The sequence below is a fragment of the Maledivibacter sp. genome (assembly GCA_025210375.1).
Lineage (GTDB): Bacteria > Bacillota > Clostridia > Peptostreptococcales > Caminicellaceae > JAOASB01.
Window position 1 is genome coordinate 316149 of the sequence record JAOASB010000052.1, and the last position, 24531, is coordinate 340679.

At 34.3% G+C, this 24531-nt stretch carries 22 protein-coding genes; 21 read left to right on the forward strand and 1 reads right to left on the reverse strand.

All coding sequences use genetic code 11. The features are described from left to right. Positions 1 to 17: 17 nt before the first annotated feature. The 15 genes from purE (at position 18) to N4A68_19130 (ending at position 15924) form a co-directional block, all read left to right on the forward strand. The gene (gene purE, locus N4A68_19060; protein ID MCT4566400.1) at positions 18 to 512 is read left to right on the forward strand and encodes a 5-(carboxyamino)imidazole ribonucleotide mutase; all 495 of its coding nucleotides are present in this window, start codon (positions 18 to 20) and stop codon (positions 510 to 512) included. Between the two features lie 56 nt (positions 513 to 568). Continuing rightward, complete coding sequence (locus tag N4A68_19065) at positions 569 to 1270, forward strand: phosphoribosylaminoimidazolesuccinocarboxamide synthase (GenBank protein ID MCT4566401.1); 702 nt, start codon at positions 569 to 571, stop codon at positions 1268 to 1270. 124 nt (positions 1271 to 1394) lie between these two features. Beyond that, entirely contained in the window at positions 1395 to 2813 is a 1419-nt protein-coding gene (gene purF, locus N4A68_19070; protein ID MCT4566402.1) for an amidophosphoribosyltransferase, read from the forward strand. A gap of 29 nt (positions 2814 to 2842) precedes the next feature. Further along, on the forward strand, positions 2843 to 3880 hold the full coding sequence (gene purM, locus N4A68_19075; GenBank protein ID MCT4566403.1) for a phosphoribosylformylglycinamidine cyclo-ligase: 1038 nt from the start codon (positions 2843 to 2845) through the stop codon (positions 3878 to 3880). Further along, positions 3877 to 4503 (forward strand): phosphoribosylglycinamide formyltransferase, encoded by a 627-nt coding sequence (gene purN, locus N4A68_19080; GenBank protein ID MCT4566404.1) that lies wholly within the window; start codon positions 3877 to 3879, stop codon positions 4501 to 4503. Before purM ends, purN begins: the two co-directional genes overlap by 4 nt. Continuing rightward, entirely contained in the window at positions 4504 to 6045 is a 1542-nt protein-coding gene (gene purH, locus N4A68_19085) for a bifunctional phosphoribosylaminoimidazolecarboxamide formyltransferase/IMP cyclohydrolase (protein MCT4566405.1), read from the forward strand. It begins immediately after the preceding gene. A 46-nt stretch (positions 6046 to 6091) separates the two neighbouring features. Then, positions 6092 to 7351: a phosphoribosylamine--glycine ligase gene (purD, locus tag N4A68_19090; protein MCT4566406.1), complete on the forward strand. Its 1260-nt coding sequence runs from the start codon at positions 6092 to 6094 to the stop codon at positions 7349 to 7351. Positions 7352 to 7705: 354 nt separating this feature from the next. Further along, positions 7706 to 8440, forward strand: coding sequence for a GntR family transcriptional regulator (locus N4A68_19095; GenBank protein MCT4566407.1), 735 nt, complete (start codon positions 7706 to 7708; stop codon positions 8438 to 8440). 45 nt (positions 8441 to 8485) lie between these two features. Then, positions 8486 to 9211: a glucosamine-6-phosphate deaminase gene (nagB, locus tag N4A68_19100; protein ID MCT4566408.1), complete on the forward strand. Its 726-nt coding sequence runs from the start codon at positions 8486 to 8488 to the stop codon at positions 9209 to 9211. Between the two features lie 383 nt (positions 9212 to 9594). Further along, positions 9595 to 10509: an N-acetylmuramic acid 6-phosphate etherase gene (gene murQ, locus N4A68_19105; GenBank protein MCT4566409.1), complete on the forward strand. Its 915-nt coding sequence runs from the start codon at positions 9595 to 9597 to the stop codon at positions 10507 to 10509. An 11-nt stretch (positions 10510 to 10520) separates the two neighbouring features. Next, positions 10521 to 12176, forward strand: a complete 1656-nt coding sequence (gene pbp4b / locus N4A68_19110; protein ID MCT4566410.1) for a penicillin binding protein PBP4B — start codon at positions 10521 to 10523, stop codon at positions 12174 to 12176. A gap of 36 nt (positions 12177 to 12212) precedes the next feature. Further along, positions 12213 to 13610, forward strand: coding sequence for a PTS transporter subunit EIIC (locus N4A68_19115; protein ID MCT4566411.1), 1398 nt, complete (start codon positions 12213 to 12215; stop codon positions 13608 to 13610). A 23-nt stretch (positions 13611 to 13633) separates the two neighbouring features. Further along, positions 13634 to 14494, forward strand: a complete 861-nt coding sequence (locus N4A68_19120; GenBank protein ID MCT4566412.1) for a PHP domain-containing protein — start codon at positions 13634 to 13636, stop codon at positions 14492 to 14494. Between the two features lies 1 nt (position 14495). Then, positions 14496 to 14978: a PTS glucose transporter subunit IIA gene (locus N4A68_19125; protein MCT4566413.1), complete on the forward strand. Its 483-nt coding sequence runs from the start codon at positions 14496 to 14498 to the stop codon at positions 14976 to 14978. A gap of 91 nt (positions 14979 to 15069) precedes the next feature. Further along, complete coding sequence (locus N4A68_19130) at positions 15070 to 15924, forward strand: MurR/RpiR family transcriptional regulator (GenBank protein MCT4566414.1); 855 nt, start codon at positions 15070 to 15072, stop codon at positions 15922 to 15924. 681 nt (positions 15925 to 16605) lie between these two features. Here the strand turns inward: N4A68_19130 and N4A68_19135 are convergent. Further along, positions 16606 to 17295 carry a Crp/Fnr family transcriptional regulator gene (locus N4A68_19135; protein MCT4566415.1) on the reverse strand — a complete coding sequence of 230 codons (690 nt, stop codon included), beginning with the start codon at positions 17293 to 17295 and terminating at the stop codon, positions 16606 to 16608. Between the two features lie 147 nt (positions 17296 to 17442). On the opposite strand from N4A68_19135, the gene N4A68_19140 reads away from it, so the two are divergent. From N4A68_19140 to N4A68_19165, 6 genes are all read left to right on the forward strand, one after another. After that, complete coding sequence (locus tag N4A68_19140; protein MCT4566416.1) at positions 17443 to 18402, forward strand: ABC transporter permease; 960 nt, start codon at positions 17443 to 17445, stop codon at positions 18400 to 18402. A gap of 105 nt (positions 18403 to 18507) precedes the next feature. After that, entirely contained in the window at positions 18508 to 19248 is a 741-nt protein-coding gene (locus tag N4A68_19145) for an ABC transporter permease (protein MCT4566417.1), read from the forward strand. Continuing rightward, positions 19245 to 20897: an ABC transporter ATP-binding protein gene (locus tag N4A68_19150; protein ID MCT4566418.1), complete on the forward strand. Its 1653-nt coding sequence runs from the start codon at positions 19245 to 19247 to the stop codon at positions 20895 to 20897. Before N4A68_19145 ends, N4A68_19150 begins: the two co-directional genes overlap by 4 nt. Positions 20898 to 20918: 21 nt before the next feature. Continuing rightward, positions 20919 to 22541: an ABC transporter substrate-binding protein gene (locus tag N4A68_19155; protein MCT4566419.1), complete on the forward strand. Its 1623-nt coding sequence runs from the start codon at positions 20919 to 20921 to the stop codon at positions 22539 to 22541. Positions 22542 to 22686: 145 nt separating this feature from the next. Next, entirely contained in the window at positions 22687 to 23100 is a 414-nt protein-coding gene (tsaA, locus tag N4A68_19160) for a tRNA (N6-threonylcarbamoyladenosine(37)-N6)-methyltransferase TrmO (GenBank protein ID MCT4566420.1), read from the forward strand. 391 nt (positions 23101 to 23491) lie between these two features. Further along, positions 23492 to 24529, forward strand: coding sequence for a flippase-like domain-containing protein (locus N4A68_19165; GenBank protein MCT4566421.1), 1038 nt, complete (start codon positions 23492 to 23494; stop codon positions 24527 to 24529). Positions 24530 to 24531: the final 2 nt, after the last annotated feature.

Sequence of the window (24531 nt, forward strand, 5' to 3'; positions counted from 1 at the left end):
TTTAAGGAGGTATTTTGATGAAGATAGCGATTATTATGGGTAGCGATTCAGATTACGATGTGGTTAAGAAATCAGTAAAGATTCTTAAGGACTTTGGGGTTGAAGCAGACGTAAGGGTTATATCAGCCCATAGAACACCATTTAAGGCAATTGATTTTGCTGAAAATGCTGAGAAGAACGGATTTGAACTAATAATAGGAGCGGCTGGAAAAGCAGCACATCTTCCTGGAGTTTTAGCCGGTGTAAGTACACTTCCAGTTATAGGACTACCAATCAAATCCTCCACAATGGATGGCATGGATTCATTATTATCAATAGTGCAGATGCCAAAGGGAGTACCCGTTGCCACGGTTGCAATCAATGGAGCTGAAAATGCAGCTTTACTGGCAATTCAAATATTATCAGTTAAATATGAAGACTTAAGAGAGAAGTTTAGAGAATACAAGAAGGAAATGGCTAAGCAGGTTGAAGAGAAGGATGCTAAAATACAGTCTATAATTAATGAAGGCTAGAGTAAATATAATTTTTTATTTAAAAGCGAAACTAAGTATAACGGAGGAGATTGAATATGAAAAAACTTGAAATGTTATATGAAGGTAAGGCTAAGAAGGTTTTTAAAACCGATGATGAAAAAAGATATATAATCGAATACAAGGATGATGCAACAGCTTTCAATGGAGAAAAAAAGGGAACAATAGGTGGTAAGGGCGTAATCAACAATAAAATGTCAGCTTTACTTTTTAAGATGCTAGAGGAAAAAGGAATACCGACTCACTTTGTTGAATTATTAAGTGATAGAGAATGTTTAGTTAAGGATGTAAAAATACTTCCATTAGAAGTTATCATGAGAAATGTTGCTGCGGGATCTTTAGCTAAGAGATTGGGACTTGAAGAAGGAGTAGTAATGAAGACTCCAGTTTTAGAGTTTTGCTACAAGGATGATGATCTGGGCGATCCAATGATCAATGATTATCATATTAAAGCTATAGAGCTTGCAACCGATGGGCAGCTTGACAAGGTTAAGGAATATGCCTTGAAAATAAATGATATATTGGTACAATATTTTAAAGCAAGAAATATTAAGCTTATTGATTTTAAATTAGAATTTGGTTTACATGATGGAGAAGTAATACTTGCCGATGAGATTTCCCCTGATACTTGTAGACTATGGGATGCAGAGACTAATAAAAAGCTCGATAAGGATAGATTTAGAAGGGATTTAGGAGATGTGGAAGAGGCTTACGAAGAGGTCTTGGGGAGATTACAGTAAAAATTAGTGGAAACAAGTAATAGGAGAAAGAAGAAAGGTTAAAGGGGACTATATTAAGCCCTATAAACCTTTTTCTTATCTCCTATCTCCTTTTTCCTAACAATAAACGGAGGGACAAAATACAATGTACTGCAATAATTTTGATTTTGATAAATTAAATGAAGAGTGTGGAGTATTTGGAGTATATTCTAAGGGTAGTCAAAATATATCTAGAATGATTTATTATGGATTGGTGACATTGCAGCATAGGGGACAGGAAAGTGCAGGGATTGCAGCATATAATGATGGTAAAATCCATTATTATAAGGAAATGGGATTGGTTAGGGAAGTATTCAATAAAACTGTACTAGATAGACTAAATGGGCATATAGCCATTGGACACGTTAGATATTCTACAACCGGAGAAAGCTATGTGACCAATGCTCAACCACTGGTAGTACAATATAAAGGTGGATCAATAGCCCTTGCCCATAATGGAAATCTAGTAAATGCGGATAAAATCAGAAATGAACTTGAAGACAATGGTTCCATATTTCAGACTTCAATAGATAGCGAGGTAATAGCCAACTTAATAGCTAAGAACTATAATCTAGGATTTAAAGAATCAATTGTTGAAGCTGTAAAAAGAATAAGGGGCTCCTTTGCCCTCAATATTATCTGTGAAGGAAAGCTTATTGGAGCAAGAGATCCCCATGGATTGAGACCCCTATGTATTGGAAAACTCGATGATGGCTACGTTTTATCATCGGAAAGCTGTGCCCTTAGTGTTGTAGGAGCAGAATTGATAAGGGATGTTAAACCTGGAGAGGTTGTTATAATAGATGATAATGGTATAGAGTCAATTATATATGATGAAGGTAAGCAAAAGGCCCTTTGTTCCTTTGAATTTGTGTATTTTGCTAGACCAGACAGTGTTTTGGATGGACAAAGTGTATATAAAAGTAGGATTGAAGCAGGTAAAATACTTGCTCAGGAGCATCCAGTGGATGCAGATATAGTTATGGCTGTGCCGGATTCAGGAACCGTTGCGGCAATAGGCTACGCAGAGGAATCTGGAATTCCCTATAGACAGGGATTACTAAAAAACAAATATTTGGGAAGAACTTTTATTCAACCGGATCAAAAAATGAGAGAGCTTATGGTTAAGCTAAAACTTAGTGTTCTTAAGGAAAATATTGAAGGTAAAAGACTTGTTTTAATTGATGATTCCATAGTTAGAGGGACTACAAGCAGTAGAATTGTAGATATGTTGAGACAAGCTGGAGCCAAGGAGGTTCATCTAAGGGTAAGTTCGCCACCCGTTACCCATTCATGCTACTTTGGCATAGATACTCCAACAAGAAAACAACTAATAGGAGCTACCCATTCAATTGAAGAAATAAGAGAGCAAATTGGAGCAGATAGCTTAGGATACTTAAGTGTAGAGGGACTTGTAAAATCCATTAATATGGAGGATGAAAAACTTTGTACAGCTTGCTTCTGTGGAAACTATCCTATGGAGGTTCCAAGCCTTGGCAATAAGTTCTTATTTGAGAAAAAGTAGACAAATCTTATATTTGAGGTGACTATTTGATGAGTGAAAAACTAACCTATACGGATTCAGGAGTGAATATAGAAGAAGGTGCTAGAGCTGTAGACTTGATGAAGGGATATGTAAAAAATACATTTACTAAGAATGTTCTATGCGACCTAGGTGGATTTGGGGGACTTTTCGAGTTAAATGCTAAAGAGTATGAAGCACCGGTTTTAGTTTCTGGAACCGATGGTGTCGGGACTAAGCTTAAGCTTGCATTTATGATGGATAAACACGATACTGTGGGTATTGACCTGGTGGCAATGTGTGTTAATGATATACTGTGTCAAGGAGCAAAGCCCTTATTTTTCTTAGATTATGTGGCAACTGGAAAGCTTGAGGCTGAAAAGGTCGCCGATATAGTGAAGGGGATTTCAGAGGGCTGTATTCAGTCAGGGTCGGCACTTATTGGTGGGGAGACCGCTGAAATGCCTGGATTCTATGCTGCAGGGGAGTATGATATGGCTGGATTTAGCGTAGGAATAGTAGACAAGCCTAGGATTATTGATGGAAGTAAGATAGAAGATGGAGACGTAGTTATAGGAGTAGCTTCAAGTGGTATCCATTCCAATGGATATTCCTTAGTTAGAAAGCTTTTCCTCGATAGATTAGGATATGGTGTAGATAAATACATTGAGGAATTAGGAGAAACCCTGGGAGAAGCATTACTAAGACCTACAAAGATTTATGCCAATACAGTTATAAAGGTATTAAGTCAATATGATGTTAAGGGTATGGTTCATATCACCGGCGGAGGCTTTTATGAAAACATTCCTAGAATTATTCCACAGGGCTTAGGTGTAGAGGTTAATCTAGGAAGCTGGGATGTACTGCCTATATTTGAGTTGATGCAAAGAGAAGGTAATGTTGAAACCGATGAAATGTTTAAAACCTTTAATATGGGTATCGGATATATATTTATTGTTAAAGAAAAGGATGGGGAAGGGGTACTCGGTGCTATTAAGGATACTGGCGAAAATGCCTATAAAATAGGAAAAGTAGTAGAGGGCATACATGGGGTGAGTTTATGCCGATAAAGAGAATTGCCGTTTTAGTTTCAGGTAGAGGAAGCAATCTACAAACAATAATAGATAATATTGAAAATGGCAATATAAATGGAAGAATTGAAGTGGTTATTTCCAGTAAAAAGGATGCCTATGCACTAAAGAGGGCCGAAAACCATGATATTGAAGGTATATATATAGGAAAAGGAAACTATCCCCATGTGGATGCAAGAAATGATAGACTCATAGAAGTACTAAAGGAAAGAGGAGTGGACTTAGTTGTCCTTGCGGGATACATGAGCATATTGAATGAAAACTTTGTTAAGCTTTTTAGACATAGGATAATAAATATCCATCCTTCACTGATTCCAAGCTTTTGTGGTAAAGGGTATTATGGCTCGAGGGTACACAGGGCAGTACTGGATTATGGAGTGAAGTTGACGGGAGCTACTGTACATTTTGTAGATGAAGGAACTGACACGGGGCCAGTCATACTACAAAAAACCGTAGACGTAGATTTTGATGATACTGTAGAAACCTTGTCGGATAAGGTATTAAAAGTAGAACATGAGCTTCTTCCCCTTGGAGTGAAGCTATTTTGTGAGGATAGATTGGTAGTAGAGGGAAGAAGAGTTAAGTTAAAGGGAGGTATTTAAATGATTAAAAAAGCTTTAATCAGTGTTTCAGATAAAAGTGGAATTGTAGAATTTGCTAAAAAGCTTAAGGAATTAGGGGTAGAGATTATCTCTACCGGTGGAACTGCTAAAAAACTTATGGAAAATGGTGTTGAAGTAACTAAGGTGTCAGATATTACAGGATTTCCAGAATGTTTAGATGGAAGAGTAAAAACTCTACATCCTGTTATACATGGTGGAATACTAGCCATAAGGGATAACGAAGGTCATATGGCTCAGTTAAAGGAGCTAAATATTGAACCAATAGATTTATTAGTGATAAACCTTTACCCCTTTAAGCAAACCATAGCTAAAGAAAATGTAGAGTTTGATGAGGCCATTGAAAATATAGATATAGGCGGGCCGACAATGCTAAGATCTGCGGCTAAGAATTTCAAATTTGTCACAGTAGTAACTGACCCTAGGGATTATGATAAAGTAATTGGTGAACTTAATGAGAGTAATGAGGTGTGCTATGAAACAAAATATGAATTGGCACTAAAGGTGTTCGAGCATACATCCCATTATGATACATTGATTTCCGGTTATTTAAGAAATAGATTAGGGGGTAGAGAGTTCCCAGAGGTTTTGACCCTTACCTATGAAAAGGTTAGTGATCTAAGGTATGGTGAAAATCCCCATCAAAAAGCTTCATTTTATAAAGAAGTAGGACAGACTGAGGGATCATTAGTTAATGCAGTTCAGTTACATGGGAAAGAGCTGTCCTTTAATAATATAAATGATACAAACGGAGCCCTAGAGCTGCTAAAGGAATATGAAGAACCGACAGTGGTAGGTGTAAAGCATACAAATGCATGTGGGGTTGGCAGTGGCTATGATATATACGATGCTTACATGAAGGCCTATGAATGTGATCCTAAATCAATCTTTGGAGGAATAGTTGCTGCTAATAGAAGCATAGATTATAGAACTGCCGAGGAGATAAATAAAATATTTGTTGAGATAGTTATTGCTCCAGATTTTGATGAAGATGCATTGGAGATACTTAAGTCAAAGAAAAATATCAGACTCTTAAAATTAAAGGATATAAGCAAAAAGCAAAGGGAAAATGCCATGGATATGAAAAAAGTTAATGGTGGTATTCTTCTTCAAAATGTAAATTCCAAGATGTATAAAGAGGAATTAAAGGTGATTACGGAAAGAATACCTACTGAAAAGGAAATGGAAGACTTGGAATTTGCCTGGAAGGTATGTAAGCACATTAAATCAAATGGTATAGTATTGGCTAAGAATAAGCAAACTGTAGGAGTAGGCCCTGGTCAAGTAAATAGAATTTGGGCTGTGGAAAATTCTATAAAACAAGCTTTGGTAGAGGTTAAAGGAAGTGTAATGGCATCCGATGCATTCTTCCCCTTTGCAGATTGCGTTGAAGTAGCGGCTAAAGCAGGGATAACAGCTATAATCCAACCTGGAGGCTCAATAAGAGACCAGGAATCAATAGATGCAGCCAATAAGTATGGTATAGCAATGGTATTTACGGGAATGAGACATTTTAAACATTAGAAGAGTTCTAAGTGTATTACCCAAAAGTTATTTGGAGGTGAAAACTATGAAGGTTCTTGTTATCGGTAGCGGTGGACGTGAGCATACTTTGGTATGGAAGCTTTCTCAAAGCCCAAGGGTTGATAAGATATATTGCGCTCCTGGAAATGCTGGAATAGGAGATATGGCAGAGCTGGTTAATATAAAGGCTGAAGATATAGAGGTTTTATTGGGATTTGCTTTGAAAAAAGGTATAGATTTAACCGTAGTTGGACCGGAAGTACCCTTAGTAGATGGAATTGCTGATAGATTTGAGGCAGAGGGATTAAGGATATTTGCACCCAATAAAGCATGTGCCCAGCTTGAGGGAAGTAAGGCCTTTGCTAAGGAATTTATGATAAGACATGATATTCCTACAGCAAAGTATAAGGAATATACAAATCCGGATGAAGCAATAAGTGATATAGGTATTTACGGATTTCCCATGGTTATAAAGGCCGATGGACTTGCAGCAGGTAAGGGAGTAATCATTGCACAGGATGAAAAGGAAGCCCATGAAGCTTTAAGCATGATAATGAAGAATAAAAAGTTTGGTGATGCAGGCTCCAAGGTAGTTATAGAAGAATTTTTGGATGGAATAGAAGCCTCGATACTTTGCTTTGTAGATGGAGAAACCATAGTGCCTATGGTCAGTGCCCAAGACTACAAGAAGGCCTTTGATGGAGATAATGGACCAAACACAGGGGGTATGGGAACCTATTCACCTAGCATAATATACAATGATGATATAAAAGAAAAGGTTGAAAATAGGATACTAAAAAGCTTTATCGATGGGCTTAAAGCTGACGGATTAAATTATAGAGGTGTAGTATTCATAGGACTTATGATTAAGGACGGTCAGCCAAAGGTACTAGAATTTAATACAAGATTTGGTGATCCAGAAACACAGGTAGTACTGTCAAGACTGGAAACGGATTTGTTGGACATTATAGAAAGTATACTAGAAGGAAGATTAAAAGATCAAGACATCAAATGGTCAGATAAGAAAGCAGTTTGTGTTATACTAGCTTCTGAGGGCTATCCAGGAAAATATGAAAAAGGAAAAGCCATCAATGGACTTGAAGATATAAAAGATGCTATAGTATTCCATGCAGGAACTAGGATAGTAGATGGTAAGGTAGTTACCAATGGAGGAAGAGTGCTGGGAGTAGTTGCTACTGCCGATACCATAGATGAGGCTAGAAATACAGTGTATAAAAATATAGATAAGATTAATTTTGAAGGAAAACAATATAGAACGGATATAGGAGAGATAGCACTTGGGTAGACCAGGTGCTTTTTTCTTGTCTCTTTTAATATAATAAGATTTTTTTCAGTAGGCTCGTACTGCCACCTTTGGGTTGAAAAAAATTTAGAATATAGTGACAATAACATGTGAATTAAGATATATGATAATGAAAACGGTTCTTTTTACCATAAATAGATTCTATATGACAGGAATGATCGTCCCCTCTGGAATATAGAAATAAGGCCGTCCAATCTTCAATAGCGGTAAATATTATAACAATAATGAGTAAAGCCCAAAATATAATATGCTAGATATATTTGACAAATGAAGTAAGTTTTTTTATAATTGTATATACAATATAACAAATGTAATACAATTATGGGAGTGATGTTTTTGAAAAAAGTGTCAAAGCAAAGTCCTTTACCTCTGTATTATCAACTAAAGGAGATATTGGGTGAGATGATTGACAATGAAGAATTAAAGCCCGGTGATCCCATTCTGCCGGAGCTTGAATTATGTAAATTACATGATATAAGTCGAATGACAGCTAGGAAAGCTATAATGTCCCTAGTAAATGAGGGATTGTTATATAGGGAACAAGGAAAGGGCACCTTTGTATCAAGCCCAAAAGAAAAGCAACAAATGACTAAGCTAAGAGGATTTTCAGAGGAAATGGAAGAAAAAGGTTTGAAAACAAGCACGAAGCTTCTATCATTTAGGATCAAAAAAGCAACTAAAAAAGTTAAAGCTAACTTACAGTTATCCGATGAAAATGATCTAGTAATAGAAATAAGAAGACTGATGATCATTGAAGATGAACCATTTTCCTTGGAGACAGTAAGTATACCCCATTATATGTGCCCAGACATGTTAAAGGAAACAATTGAAGGTAATTCTTTATATAAGCTACTGAGTAAAAATTATAATTATGTTATGGATTATGCCAAGCAAAGTATAGAGCCAACAATTCTTGCTGAATATGAAAGTAGTATGTTAAATATACCGAAGGATACAATGGCCTTGTTATTGAAAAGGAAAACCTATTTAGTAGATGGTAGAGTAATTGAATATACAAAATCCATATATAGAAGTGATAAATACAAGTATGAGATAATGTTAAAACCTTAAGCTATAAGTTAAAATAGCATGGAAAACAGTATTGGAGGTAGAAAAATGAAGATTATTGTTGTTGATAATTATAATGAAATGAGTAAAAAAGCGGCCAATATTATTGCAAGTCAGATTATACTTAACCCTAATAGTGTGTTGGGATTTGCAACTGGTGATACTCCATTAGGTACTTATAAGGATCTAATAAGTATTTATGATGAAGGGGATATTGATTTTAGGGATATAAAAACCTTTAACCTCGATGAATATTATCCTCTTTCTAAAGAAAATCCTCAAAGCTATAATTATTATATGGAAGAAAACTTTTTTAAATATGTCAACGTAAAGACTGAAAACATCCATATTCCCAATGGTATGTGTGATAGCATTAAGGATGAATGTGCTAACTATGAAGATGCTATAAAGCAGGCTGGAGGTATTGATCTACAGCTTCTTGGTATAGGTAAAAATGGACATATAGGATTTAATGAGCCGGATCTAAAGTTTGAAGCAACTACACATTTAGTGCATTTAGATGAAGATACTATAAAAGCAAATTCAAGATTTTTTGATTCCATAGAAGAAGTACCCACCAGGGCAATAAGTATGGGAATAAAAACAATTATGGGGGTAAAGAAAATAGTGTTATTGGCAAGTGGTACTGAAAAGTCTGAAGCTATTTATAATACTTTAAATGGGCCAATCACACCGGAAGTACCAGCTTCAGTACTACAGCTGCATCCCGATGTAACGGTTATTATTGATAAAGATGCAGGCTCCAGGCTTTAAGGTCATGTCTGTAGGTGGATATGAAATATTATTACACTTCCTTCTTTTTATATTTGTTGGCGGGTCTATTGGGTATGAAAGAAAATATCACAATAGACCCGCCGAATTTATTACATATATTTTTAAAGTATAATATCTCCTATTGGTGTTTGCTGTTTACTCTAAAAAGGGTTAGATTTAGGATAAAGAATAAAGGCACCAACAAACAAATTCAAAAAGAAAATAGCTTACAAAAATTTTTTTGGAGTAGAAAGAAATAAAATTTCATGATATCATTAGTTTATAAGTAATATTTTTTCATGATATCTTAGTATAACTGATCTCAATATATGTACAAATTGCTATAGGCTCTAATACTCTACTATGAAAGGGTGTATACATCTATGAAGATTGATTTAAGTAACTTGACCACTGAAAAAAGGAATTTTAATACACTTGAACTGGATATAGTTTCAACGGAAGAAATGATAAAAATGATTAATGATGAAGATAAAAAAATAGCATATGCTGTTGAAAAACAAATTATTAACATTGCAAAGGCTGTAGATATAATCGCAAATAAGCTTGAAAGGGGGGGAAGACTGATATATCTTGGAGCTGGTACCAGCGGTAGATTAGGAATATTAGACGCTTCGGAGTGTCCTCCAACCTTTGGGACTCCAAAGGAGTTGGTTCACGGAATAATCGCTGGGGGATCAAAGGCAGTATTTAGTGCAGTAGAAGGTGCAGAGGATGATATTTTAAAAGCTGTGGAGGATTTGAAAAAAATAGGCTTTAATGATACCGATGCCCTCGTAGGTATAACCGCCAGTGGAAGAACACCCTATGTACTTGGGGGAATCGAATATGCAAAAGCCATAGGGGCTTCATCGGTAGCCGTTACAAACAATGCCGATTCTGAAATTCAAAGGCTGGCTGACATCTGTATTTCGGTGGTAGTAGGAAGCGAGGCATTAACAGGGTCAACTAGAATGAAAGCAGGTACTGCACAGAAAATGGTTTTAAACATGCTTTCTACTGGGGCAATGATAAAGCTTGGCAAGGTATACGAGAATTTAATGGTGGACTTGGAATCCACAAATCTCAAGCTAAAGGAAAGATGTAGAAACATAATCGTAGAAGCTACTTCTGTGGATGAAACAGTTGCTGCTCAGTTTTTAGAAAAAACGGGATATGACGTTAAACTTGCCATATTTATGATAATGTCAGAGCTTGACAAGGAAGTAGCCCAAAAAAACCTTAATTCACATAAGGGACATATAAGAAGGGCTTTAAAAGCAATAAAAAAAATACAATAAGGGGGATTTAAATGAATAGGAACTTGAAATCTAAACTTTCAATCTTATTACTATTTGTATTAATATTATCTACTAGTTTAAATGGATATGCAGTGGATAATAAAATTAGTACTACAGCAGATGAACAGCAAGTTTCAGTGGCTCAGCCACTTGTTGCTTCCCAGATTGATCCTAGATTTCCTGAAGAAGAACCTACTAGTAGGCTATATGCCCAAAGTAGAAGGGTATTCAAAGGATATGAAGGTCAAGGCAAGATAATTGTAGAAAATCACGGGGCACAATCGGCTGATCTATATGTAAATGGCAAATTAGTATCGGCTAAGGATGTATTTAAACACAAAGATGGAAGGGTTACTATAGACATAAGCAAGTATACTGTGACAGGACACAATGCCTTAAAGGTTTTAAGGGTCAAGCCCGGGGATGCATACATAAATGTATTTATTCCATATCCCAAACTAATAGTTGGAAAGCCAGAAGATGTTGGGTTTTCAGCAAAAAAACTAGGTGAAATTGATGATCTTATAAATAAAGAAGTAAAAGAAGGCTTTCCCGGTGCAGTACTATTAGTAATGAAGGATGGAAAAATCATCAAAAATACTGCATATGGATACAAGCTTAAATATGATGGAGATAAGCTACTCGATAATTTCGAATCCATGAATACCGAAACTTTGTTTGACCTTGCATCTAACACTAAAATGTATGCTACTAACCTAGCTATACAAAAGCTTGTAAGTGAAGGTAGAATAAACATAAACGACTTGGTATGTAAATATATCCCAGGTTTTACCGGTGAAACAAGGGAGAATATTAGGATCAGAGATTTGTTAACCCATTCCGCTGGATTTGCATCAAGCATTAAATTCTATATGCCCGATAATCCTTATGGTGAGGAGTTTCATTCACTTGATAGAGAAAAAACATTAAAGCTTTTAGAAAAGGCTCCATTAGAATATCCTACTGGAACAAAAACTATTTACAGTGATACTGACTATATGCTTTTAGGATATATAATTGAAAATGTTACTGGGATTAAACTAGATGAATATGTTGAAAGCAATATATATAAGCCTTTGGGATTAACCCATACAGTATTTAATCCCTTAGAAAAGGGAATTGAAAAAGAAGATTGTGCAGCAACGGAAACCATGGGTAATACAAGGGGTGGATCAAGGGATTATCCGAGTATAAGAAGATATACACTCCAAGGGGAGGTTCATGATGAGAAGTCCTATTATTCAATGGGTGGAATCTCCGGGCATGCTGGACTTTTCTCTACTACTTCGGATATGGCTATTTTGTGTCAAACAATATTGAATCAAGGGGGATATGGTAACGTTCAGATATTCGATAAAGATGTATTAGATCAATTTACTAAGCCATCGGATAATAATATCACATTTGGATTAGGATGGAATAGAGCTGGAAATAGGGATAAGATATGGCAGTTTGGTCCATATGCTAGTAATATAGCAATAGGTCATACTGGATGGACTGGAACCCTTACACAAATTGATCCCAAGCATGATATGGCCATAATTCTTTTGACAAATAAAAAACATTCAGTTTGCAATGATGGTAGATTTGAAGGTGATGTGTATGAAACAGGAAGATATGGGAGTATAGTATCTTTAGTTTATGAAGCTCTACTGGAGAGTAAATAAACTATATAAAATATAATAAAAAGGGGGACCACTTGAATGGCTGGCTCAAAAATCAAAAAAATTAGCGAAAATATTTTGGAGAAAATTGGTGGGAAAGAAAATGTTATATCTGTAACCCATTGCGCTACAAGGTTGAGGCTAGTTATTAAAGACAAGGATATTATTAACAAAGAAGCTCTTAATAAAGTTGATGGGGTAATGGGTATTGTAGAACAAAGTGGTCAACTCCAGTTAATACTTGGACCTGGAACAGCTGGTAAAGTAGCCCTTGAGTTCGGAAAGTTAACGGGGATCAAGGTGGGAGTTGAAGATGAAGTTAAGGTAAGGAAAGAGGAACTTAAAGCAAAAAATAGTACTCCATTTAAATTATTTCTAAGGCATGTATCTAATATATTTATACCATTAATACCAGCATTCATCGGCTGTGGGGTAATATATGGATTGGCAAAAATATTTTTAAATCAAGAATGGATTGATAAAAATACTTATTATGTACTATATGTAATTGGTAAATCAGTATTTATGTATATGAATATAATGGTTGGTATTAATGCTGCTAAAGAATTCGGGGGAAGTCCATCGTTAGGTGGTGCTATTGCAGGTATTTTGAGTTCTCCTAAGCTTGCAAAAATAGTTATAGGTGGCGAGAATCTAGTTCCCGAAGCTGGAGGAATCATTGCTGTACTAATAGCTGTTATTTTTGGGGCTTGGATTGAAAAGAAACTTAGAAAAGTTATGCCTTCTGTAATTGATTTGATTGCAACACCTACAATTGTCCTTTTAGTAGTAGGTTTAAGTAGTTTATATATCTTTCATCCTGCGGGAGTTTACCTATCTGGGGGGCTTAGTTGGATAGTAAATACATCTATTCAAAAAGGTGGTATACTTATTGGAGCTATTTTGTCAGGGACATTTCTACCATTAGTAATGACTGGTCTTCACAGGGCACTTACGCCTATTGAAGTAAGCCTGCTGAAAGAAACAGGGTTCGATTTATTAAGACCTATTTTAGCTATGGCTGGAGCAGGTCAAGTAGGTGCTGGATTAGCTATTTACTTTAAGACAAAGAATAAAAGACTTAAAAAAATCATTGGCAGCTCATTACCTGTTGGTATGTTAGGAATTGGTGAACCCTTGATGTTTGGTGTAACATTGCCACTAGGCAAACCTTTTTTGACCGCCTGTCTAGGTTCAATGGTTGGTGGGGCTTATATATCATTAACTAAAGTTGCGTCAATTGGTATTGGGCTATCTGGGTTGCCTTTAACTTTATTGATACCTTCTAATAAGGTTTTTAATTATATAATTGGTACTCTATTAGCATATGCCGGTGGGTTTGTTTTAACATATTTTACTAAGTGGGAAGATATGGCCGATGATATAGTATCAGAAGATGAAAATAACCTATTAAGTGAAGTGCTTAATATTAAATAGAAAATATATTTGGGGGGATAGCTATGAAGTTTGATTTTCACATACATTCAGTTTTTTCTGATGGCAGCTCTAAAGTTGAAGAAATCTTTGAAATAGCTCAGAAAAATTGTCTTTCTGCATTAGCAATTACTGATCATGACACCATATTAGGTCTTGAGGTTGTGAATAAAATGAGTAAAAAATATAGCATCCCGTTCGTACCCGCTGTTGAATTTACAGCAGTTGAAAATAACCTTAAGTTCCATGTTTTAGCCTATAATATAGACTTTCGTTCTGAAGAACTAAGAAAATATTCTAATAATCTATTAAACTATTTAAATAACAAATCAAAGCAGGAAATTAAACTAATGCAGGCAAATGGTATTGAAATCCATGAAGAGGAATTCTTTAAGGAAAGTTACGGTGGGCCATTATATAGGGCCAAGCTCCTTAAGACTCTTACTAAGTATGGATACTTAAAGCAAGAAGAAATAATGAGTTCATTGAAAGCTTTCTTTGGTAAGGATGCTCCCTACTATATGGAGGATACCTACGACTATTATGACTTTCATCAAATATGTAACCTAATAAAGAGAAATGGTGGGATCATAGTATTGGCTCATCCTGGCAAGATCAAGAAAAAGGATGGGGGATTATATAAAGAACTTATAAATAGTGAGTTACTAGATGGTATTGAGATATACCATCCTGCCAATAATGATGAAGTTCAAAATGAACTAATGAATATCGTATCTAGAAAAAACATGATATTTACAGGTGGGTCAGATTATCATGGTGATTATAATAGAAGGAAAACCCCTATCTGTGGCATTTGGTTGCCAGACGAGGTCTATTATAATCTGGAGCCATATATGATAAATAGTCCAAGTATAGGAGGTCATTAATATGCTAAATCTATTCAAGAAGAATTCAATAATCGACATTGCATCTCCATTAACCGGAAAAGCCATTGATATATCACAAGTTTCAGATCAAGTATTTTCACAGAAAATGCTTGGAGATGGGATTGCCATAGACCCAACCCATGGAAATGTTGTATCTCCATGTAACGGCAAAGTAATACAAGTATTTCCTACTAATCATGCCATTGGAATAAAAACTAAGGAAGGTATTGAGATATTAATACATTTGGGATTAGATACCGTTGAGTTAAAGGGTAAAGGATTCAAACGTCTTGTTGACAAAGGAGATAGGGTTGAGACCGGTGATAAACTCATAGAAATGGATATGACCTATTTAAAGGAAAAGGCTAAGTCCCTTATTACTCCAGTTGTAATAACTAATGGAGATAAAGTAAAGAACATAGAAAAATTGTTAGGGGATGTGGTATACGGTCAAAGCCTAATTATGAAGGTTAATAAAAAATAGCCTCTAGGACAATATATAATGCAGTATTTTACTAATAAGCATTGGATGATATAATAAACATACTATAATTTGAAAATCTGGGGGTTCTTTGATGAGCAGTATCACTAGAATAAACAATTTAAAAAATGATTTTACATCTTCTGAAAAAAGAATAGCAGACTTTATAATAGCTAATGTAGATAGGGTCTATAATTCAACTGCATCTACCCTTGCAAGTCTTACTAATACCAGTCCCGCAAGTATAGTCAGATTTTCTCAAAAACTTGGATACGAAGGCTTTCAAGAACTAAAAATTGCCTTAGCAAGGGAAGTACATCAGAATGTATTTGATGAGGACAAAATATATGAAAAAATAACTATCCATGATTCAATGAATAGTATTGTAAATAAAATAGCCGCTGAAAACATAAATGCTATCAAAAATACAATAAAGCTTGTGGATGAAAAAGTATTGACGGAAGCAATAGAAGCAATAAGCTCTGCGAGAAGAATAAATATCTATGGGGTTGGAGGTTCTTCTTTAGTTGCACAGGACTTTCAATATAAATTAGTTAGAATAGATATGCCCGCATATATACATACAGATAACCATCTTCAACTGGTGTCCGCTGCGAACATAACGAATAGGGATGTCGCCATTGCTTTTTCCCATAGTGGAAAGACCATCGAGACCTATAGAGCCATGGAGATATCAAAGCAAAGAGGAGCCAAAACAATTTCAATAACAAAGTTTGGTAAGAGTCCTATAAGTGATCTCGCAGATATAAAAATATATACAACCGAGGTTGAAAAGACTCTTAGAATGGGTGCTATTGCTTCAAGAATAGCTCAACTTACTATTGTTGATATACTTTTTATTGGAATAGTAAAGAATAACTTTTCTAACATTCCGGTATATATTCAACAAACTAGTGATATTCTGAGGGAATTTAAAATTGATAAATAGCTTTAAACACAAACCAGGGGGATGACAGTCTGGCATAAATCGTTCCCTTGGTTTATTCTTATACAATAATTATGTGAGAAAATTGTATTTTCCAAAAATTTTTCATTGAAATTTTGACAAAAATTCTCAAAATATAAGAAAAAATGTGATATAATGTAGAGAAGTAGGACTAAAGTCCTAAAAGGTATAGGGATTTGTAGTCAAAAGATATATCTAAAAGGGGATAACAGATATGGTGAAGTTTACGAAACCAAATAGTATACATTTTATTGGGAAATCAACACAACTACTTGAATTTTTAAAACATCTCTCAAATATCTATCTACATATACAGGATATACAAAAAACTAAATACTATATGTAAAATAAATTCTTTGAAATTAGTATTGCTTCCTGTGTTAATTTAACAGGTGGTAGTTAATTTTACGTTGTCATCTTGTTTTTATCAATAGAGCAAATTGCATAATTACTTTCTATAAAAACCATCTACTACATGTATTTTAAAAATCTTCAAAGCTATACCATCAAATATGCTTATATCTTAAGCAATTAAATCAAGGATGATATTCGCATAGCATATGCAATTGTGCCAAGTAAGAGTTATGCAATTCCCTCAATAACTTTTAATAGCTTTTTGTGTAATTATGGTTTTTATTGCAAGAATTTATCCTTTGACATTTCTCAATCATGTTGTTGGAAGAGTATTTTTTCTAGTCTTTCTAAATCATGAATTTCTATAATGTTTTTATCAAATGATATAATTCCTTCCATTTCTAATTTTCTTAATTCCCTTGAAAGAGATGGCCTTGATACATTCATATATTCAGCCCAAACTTTTTTTGAAAAGGGTAATTTAACGATATTACAATTATTTCTTCTATATTCGTCAATTAAAAAATAGCTGATTTTTTCTTGTATAGAATTTAATGATAGGATTCCAATCTTATTTTTTAAAATTATCATTGAATTAGATACGGATTCCAAAAAGTTTTGCATAAGTTCCTCATCCATTAAAAATAGCTTAAGCAGTTCATTTTTATGTATAAATATTATTCTACACGCTTCACATGCTGAAATCGTGGCAGGATAATATTTTGTATTTGAAAATATTGAAGGCTCAGCTATTAAATCATTTTTTTCTTTTCTAGCTATTATGACAACCTTTCCAGAGGGAAAAAACTTTTGCACATCGGCAAAGCCAGATAAAATAATTCCCATTGTATTAGCAATTTGATTTGAAGAAAGTATAATCTCATTTTTACTAAAAGATTTAATGCTATAAATGATGTTTGATAATAAATATTGTATTTCATCTATAGATTTATTTTTAAACAAACTACATTTTTTGAGTGAATTTGATAAATCATACATGAGGAATTTCCTTTCAAAAAAATATTTAAAGTGTATCACCAGATACTGTTTCTTTAGATATATTATATTATAATCTAGACTGAATGCAAAAAGATAATGAGATTCATTATTAATTATTGCGATTGATTTTGATGGGAGATTTTAATAATGAAATCAATAAAGAAGTATAAGGATTATATTGTGGCATTTGGATGTTTAATTATATTGAATTTTATGCTGCCAAGGCTTTTACCGGGTGATCCCGTTACAGCATTGGCTGGTGAACAAGCTTTTTTTGAAATGACTACTGAAATGCGTCAAGAGTTAATAACTTCCTTTGGACTAGATAAACCGATATATATACAGTTTGGGAAATATATGATGTCATTAATAAAATTAGATTTGGGTTACTCTTATTTTTATAAAAGGAAGGTCATAGACCTTATAATTCTATATTTACCTTGGACTATTGCTTTAGTAATGATAGGAATGATTTTATCCATAGTAATAGGATATTTGACTGGCATAGAGAGTGGATATCATAGTGGTAAAAAAATAGATAAATTTCTATTAAGTATTATGATCTTAATTAGTGGTTTTCCTCAATTTTTCTTAGGCATGCTGCTTTTAATATTTTTTAGTGTTCATCTTGGTTGGCTTCCCATGGGAGGATGTGAAACTGCTTGTTCAAGCTTGACGGGGATCACTAGACTAAAGGATATCTTAGTACATATGATTCTCCCAATAGTGACAATTGTTATTTCAGAGGTATCAAATATGTATTTGTTAACTAGAAATACATCAATAGTAGCAAGTGAAAAATTATATATGCGTACGGCGGTAGCAAAAGGACTAAGTCAAAGGGTTATAAAGCACAGATATCTAGGTAAAAACTCCTTTATTCCATTGTTAACAATGGCGGCTATTATTATGGGAAGAATGTTTGTAGGTGTATTACTGATAGAAGTTGTATTTTCTTATCCGGGACTTGGAAGTCTTATTTATGAAGCTGTCAAGGTACGAGATTATCCTGTTTTACAAGGTGCTTTTTTTATTGTCTCAATAATGGTTCTGGTTTTTAACGGAATAGCAGAGGGTATTCATTTGAAATATGGTGAGAGAAGGTAAAAAGAATTGAAGCTAGATATTAATTTTCACAAAAAAGATATTTGTATATGGATAGGAGGGCTCATACTTATATCCTTAGTGATTACTGCAGGGAGTATTCCATTCATGGATTTATTACCCCCGGGGGAATCTTCAAAGGAAGTGCTTGTTTCTCCTTCAAGAGAGCATATACTTGGAACAAATGATGTAGGGCAAGATATTTTCTCTAGACTTCTTTATGGCTTAAGGGTCTCTATTTTCACTAGTTTATCAGTAGGATTAGCTGCAACCTTAATAGCAGGTTTTCTTGGGTCAATGGCAGCTTTGACTGGGGGAGCCTTTGATAGATTTATATTAAGGCTTTGCGATGTGTTTTTAGCTTTGCCTGAGTTTATAATTTGCTTGTTAATTGCTTCATATATTAGGCCAAATGTAATCACCTTGATACTCATAATTAGTTTATTAAACTGGCAAGGGCCCCTTAAGGTTATACGTTCTCAAGTGGTTATTTGTAAAGAGAATTTATCGGTTTATACGGCTAGGACCTTTGGAGCTAATAAAATTCATATATTAAGAAAGCATATTATCCCTGAGATATTGCCACTGCTCATATCTACCTTTATAAGAAATGCAAGGGTGGCTGTTTTTATGGAAGCAAGTCTCTCCTATCTAGGACTAGTAGATCCTAAAACCATTAGCTGGGGGAAAATCATGGGTAATGCAATGGCATTTACATATTTAGATGTATGGAAATGGTGGTTGCTTCCTGTTGGAGTGGTGCTTTCATTGTTTTTACTTTCATTATCCTATATAGGATATTATATGGAAAACAAGAGAAATGTTTATTTGGAGGAAATAGAATCGTGATAGAAATAAAAGACTTGAATATTTCTTATGGTGATAAGAAAGTCATAAGTGGAATAGATTTAAAATTTAAGAAGAATAGTATTACTGGGATCATAGGAGAATCTGGGACTGGAAAAACAAGTATTGGACTTTCTATGTTAGGGTTAAACAAAGGGAAAATAGATGGGGAGATTCTTGTAGAAGGTAAAAATATCCTAGGATATTCATATGAAAAGCTGAAGCAATATAGATGGAATAAAGCCAGTATGGTATTTCAAAATATGGGGGAGATATTAAATCCAACTGTAAAAATATCTAAGCAGATTCAAGAAGCTATGATTGAGCATAAATTTTGTTCGAAAAAAGAAGCTGTTAATAGGGCAAGGAGATTACTTTTGCAGGTTGGATTAAAAGAAATATATCATGATCTTTATCCTCCACAGTTAAGTGGGGGACAGCTTCAGAGAGTTTTATTGGCTATGGCCCTTTCTAATGATCCTGATATTTTAGTGTTGGATGAGCCCACCTCAGCATTGGACCCCTTAACCAAAATTGAAATAATAGATGTTATCAAAGGGGTTTCTAAGGATAAGACTGTGCTTCTAATCACCCATGATTTTTCAGTTGCAAGGAGTCTAGCAGAAGAAATAGTGGTTCTATATGGAGGTTATGTGGTTGAAAAAGGAGATGTAAATAAGGTTCTAGGTGAGCCTATACATCCATATACAAGGGGACTATTACGTTCATATCCTAATATGTCTACAACAAAGGACCTACAGGGGATTAGAGGAAAGATACAATGTCATAGGAAAGGATGCCCCTTTGCAGGCAGATGTACACAAAGTAAGGATATTTGTTTTAAAAAAGTGCCACGTCTTGAATTTATAGAGAATCGTTTTATAGCATGTCATAGAAGAGGAATTATTTGTTTAATAAAGGGAGAAGAAATCACAAAGGTATATAAAAAAACTAAAGTGCTTAAGGAAGTTGATTTTAAATTGTATGAAGGAGAAACACTGGCAGTTGTGGGGGAAAGTGGCAGTGGAAAAACAACCCTTGCCAAATGCATTATGGGACTAGAAAAAATGGATAAGGGTAAATTGTTTTATTGTAATGAGGAGGTTGTACATAAAGATAAAGCTTTTTATAAACGGGTTCAAGTGATTTATCAAAATCCTCAAAGCTCTATCAATAGAAGATTTGATGTTCTAAAAGCCATGAAGGAACCCCTTGATATTTATCGTATAGGAAGTGAAGAAGATAAGAAGAAAAAGGTACTAGGGGCTTTGGAGGAGGTGCATTTACCCACAGATGAGGATTTCTTAAAGCGTCTTCCCCATGAACTAAGTGGTGGTGAAAGCCAAAGAGTAGCTATTGCAAGGGCCTTGATATTAGAACCCAAATTACTTATAGCAGATGAAGCTACCTCTGCTCTTGATGTAAGTGTTCAAGCAAAGATTATGAAATTATTTATGGAGTTACAGGAAAAGAGAGGACTGACATTGCTTTTTATTACACATGATATTGCATTGGCTCGTAAAATAAGCGACAAGATGCTTGTATTAAAAAATGGAGAGGTAGTGGAATGTGGAAGCTCCGCAGTGATTATAAATACACCTACTAGTTCTTATACAAAAAAACTTATAAATGCTGCACCAAAAATATTTTAAATAATAAGAGGAGGTATCAAAATGAAAAGGAAATCTATAAAAATCATTTCACTTTTTTTATCAGGAGTATTAATATTAGGTATAGGAGGCTGTACTTCAAAAGCTCAAAAAGCCACTCCAGTAAATCAAGAGAACCTAGAGGAAAAGGGTATAGAAGAGAAAAATGAACAGGTTAACAGTATAGAAGAATATATAATACCCGATTCAAAGGGAAATTGGGGACAGCCTACACCCTATGGATTTATACCAAGGGGGCCTGGATTTATATACATGAGTTATGTATTTGATTCATTGATATGGAAGAATGAAAATGGAGATTTCATTCCTGCTTTAGCAAAAAAATGGGACTACGATGAAGAGAAGAATACATATACCTTTGAGCTTCAAGAAAATGCTAAATGGCATGATGGAGAGGCTATAACGGCAAAGGATATTACCTTCACTATTGATTATATACAAAAACATCCTATTTTTTGGCTGGACTTAAAGGCAATTGAAGGTGTAAAAGCCATAGGACAAAATAAAGTAGAATTTAAGTTGAAACAAAAATGGTCTCCATTCTATACCAATATAGCAGGTTGTATGCCTATATTACCAGAGCATATTTATAAGGATATAAATAATCCTCAAGAATACTTATCTGAAAAATCCGCAATTGGAAGTGGTCCCTTTAAACTTGCAGAGTATAATGCTGAAAAGGGTGAATATGTATTTGAAGCCTTTAAGGATTATTATCAAGGATATCCAAAGGTAAGAAAATTAAAGGTTTTCAAGATGAATCCCCAAATGCAGCCAAAGGCTTTACTTCAAGGAGAGGTAGATGCTATATTTACAAATGGTGATGCAAAGCAAGTACTTAAGGAAAAGGATATAAAAATTATTAGTAATATAGGAATGTTGACAAAGGTGGCCTTTAATCACCAAAAAGCTCCCTTTGATGATAAAGAATTTAGACATGCTATAGCATATTTGATCAATAGGGATGAGATTATTGAGATAGCCCATAGAGGTCATGCGTTTATGGGTAATGCGGGTATTTTCCCGGAGCAAAGTAAGTACTATGAACAAGGCATGGAGCAATATACTTATAATACTGAAAAAGGAGAAGAGATACTTAAAAAATTGGGGTACAAAAAAGATGGAGAATACTATAAAAAGGATGGAAAAATATTAGGTTTTAAAGTTTTAGGACATGAAAGAGTACGACGGGATGTAGATATTATTGTAGAACAGTTAAATAAGGCAGGTATAAAAGCCGAAGCAGTATATAAAGATTTACAGCAAGCGGATCAGATGATTATAAATAGAGACTTTGATTTATCCGTAGTAGAAAGTGCAGCATTAGGAGATCCTATATTTTTAAATAGGGATATACTGGGGAAATCAGCCACAAGCGATCAATATCACAAATCAGAAAAGATAAATCAACTTTTGACCCAGCAGCTTTCAGCAGTAGATATTGAAGAAAGAAAAGAAATTTTAAAGGAGTTCCAAAAAATTTATGTAGAAGAGCTTCCATCGTATCACATATATTTTTCTGAATTTGTTTTTGCACACAATGATAAGGTTGAGCTATATTACACCAAAGAAGGTGTATCTATAGGTGTCCCATTGGCTTTAAATAAAATGATATTTGTAAAATGAGGAAATTGCATAACTCTTACTTGGCACAATTGCATAATATATATGGTATAGCTTTGAGGATTTTAAAACTACATGTAGTAGATGGTTTTTATAGAAAGTAATTATGCAATTTGCTCAAATAAAAAACATATAAAGGATGTTGATTATGAGTGATATTACATTAAGATCCATTGGGTATATATCGTCTCCATTTAAAACCGTTGAAGAGATTCCGCCTCAGAGTATATATGCCAAGGAAAAAATAGCTACCATAAACATTATGGAGGAGTATAAAGAAGGCTTGAAGGATTTAGATAATTATTCACACATTATTGTACAATTCTATTTTCATGAGTCAAAGGGATATGACCTTCTGACTCTCACTCCGTGGAGTGAGGAAAGAAAAGGAGTTTTTTCTACTAGATCGCCTAGACGTCCAAATCCAATAGGTATAACTATAGTGGAACTAAGGAAAATAGATGGATGCACACTGGAAATCCAAGGAGTGGATATGTTGGATCAAACTCCAGTATTGGATATAAAACCCTATGTTGAAAAGTTGAATCCTGAAAATTTATAGAGTAAGGCATATGAAAGAAATTTTGAATATGCCCAAATACAAAATAGCATTTGGATAATCCAAGTGCTATTTTGTATTTTTTTGTGATATTTTAAGGAAATATTAAGAAAACTCCTATGCGGTATTAATTATTTTACAGTATAATATGTAGAGGGCATAAATCCTAGTGTCAAATGAACAAATTGCATAATTACTTTCTATAAAAACCATCTACTACATGTAGTTTAAAAATCTTCAAAGCTATACCGCCAAATATGCTTATATCTTAAGTAATTAAATTAAGGATGATATTCGCATATGCAATTGTGCCAAGTAAGAGTTATGCAATTTCCTCAAATAACATGAACTGGGATATTTTAATACTAACAAATGCCTTTGGAATTAATTTAAGATGGTGATTAAATTGAAAAAATATCTAAACTATGGAGTTTTGGTTATACTACTTATCTCAACATTTTGGGTGATTTTTTCTAAACTCGACTTTAGAAATTTCTTATATGTGCTAGAAGCTAGTAACCCAGTATATCTAATAGGTGGAGTTATCTGTATGATATTGTTTTTGGGGATTGAGGCTTGGGTTTTAGATATTCTACTAAAGAGAGTCAATCCTGAAATAAAGTCCTTTACAGCAATCAAAATTACTTTAGTTGGGCAATACTATAGCTATTTGACACCCTTTTCAAGTGGGGGTCAGCCTGCACAGCTCTATGAGCTACGAAAGGATAATATACCCCTAACAAGTGGAACCGCCGTATTAGTTAGTAAATTTATATTATATCAGGTGACTGCAACAATATATGCTTTGGTATTAGCCATACTAAAGCTTCCCATGATTTTAGAAAATACAAAAATAGCTTCTACATTTATTTTTATCGGATTATTTATTAACACCTTTGGAATGACAGCTATTGTAATGATAGCTTTTAATTCAGATAAGATGAAAAAAGTAATTAAAAAAATAATCCTTTGGCTTAAATATATCCATATTATTAAGAAACCAGAACAGTGTATTGATAAGTCAACACAGTTTATAGATGAATATGTTGAATGCTTAAATAAGTATAAGGAAGACTGGGTTTTAACCCTAAGACTTTTTTGTGCTACCATTATTCAACTGACAGCTTTCTTTTCTATTACATTCTTTGTTTACAAGGCATTAGGTCTAAGTGGTACATCGATTTACCAAATCATTACTTTACAGGCACTGCTTTATATAGCTATTGTACTTATCCCTTCCCCTGGAACAGTTGGGGCAGCCGAGGTGGGATTTGCATTACTACTTAAGACAGTATTTTCATCCAACCTAATTACCGCGGCACTATTGCTATGGAGGTGCTTAAGCTATTATCTTGGATTGATCGTTTGTGGCATCTTTACATTTTATTTATATGTGTTTCAAAGGAGAGTGGGGGGAAGAATAGATGCATAAGT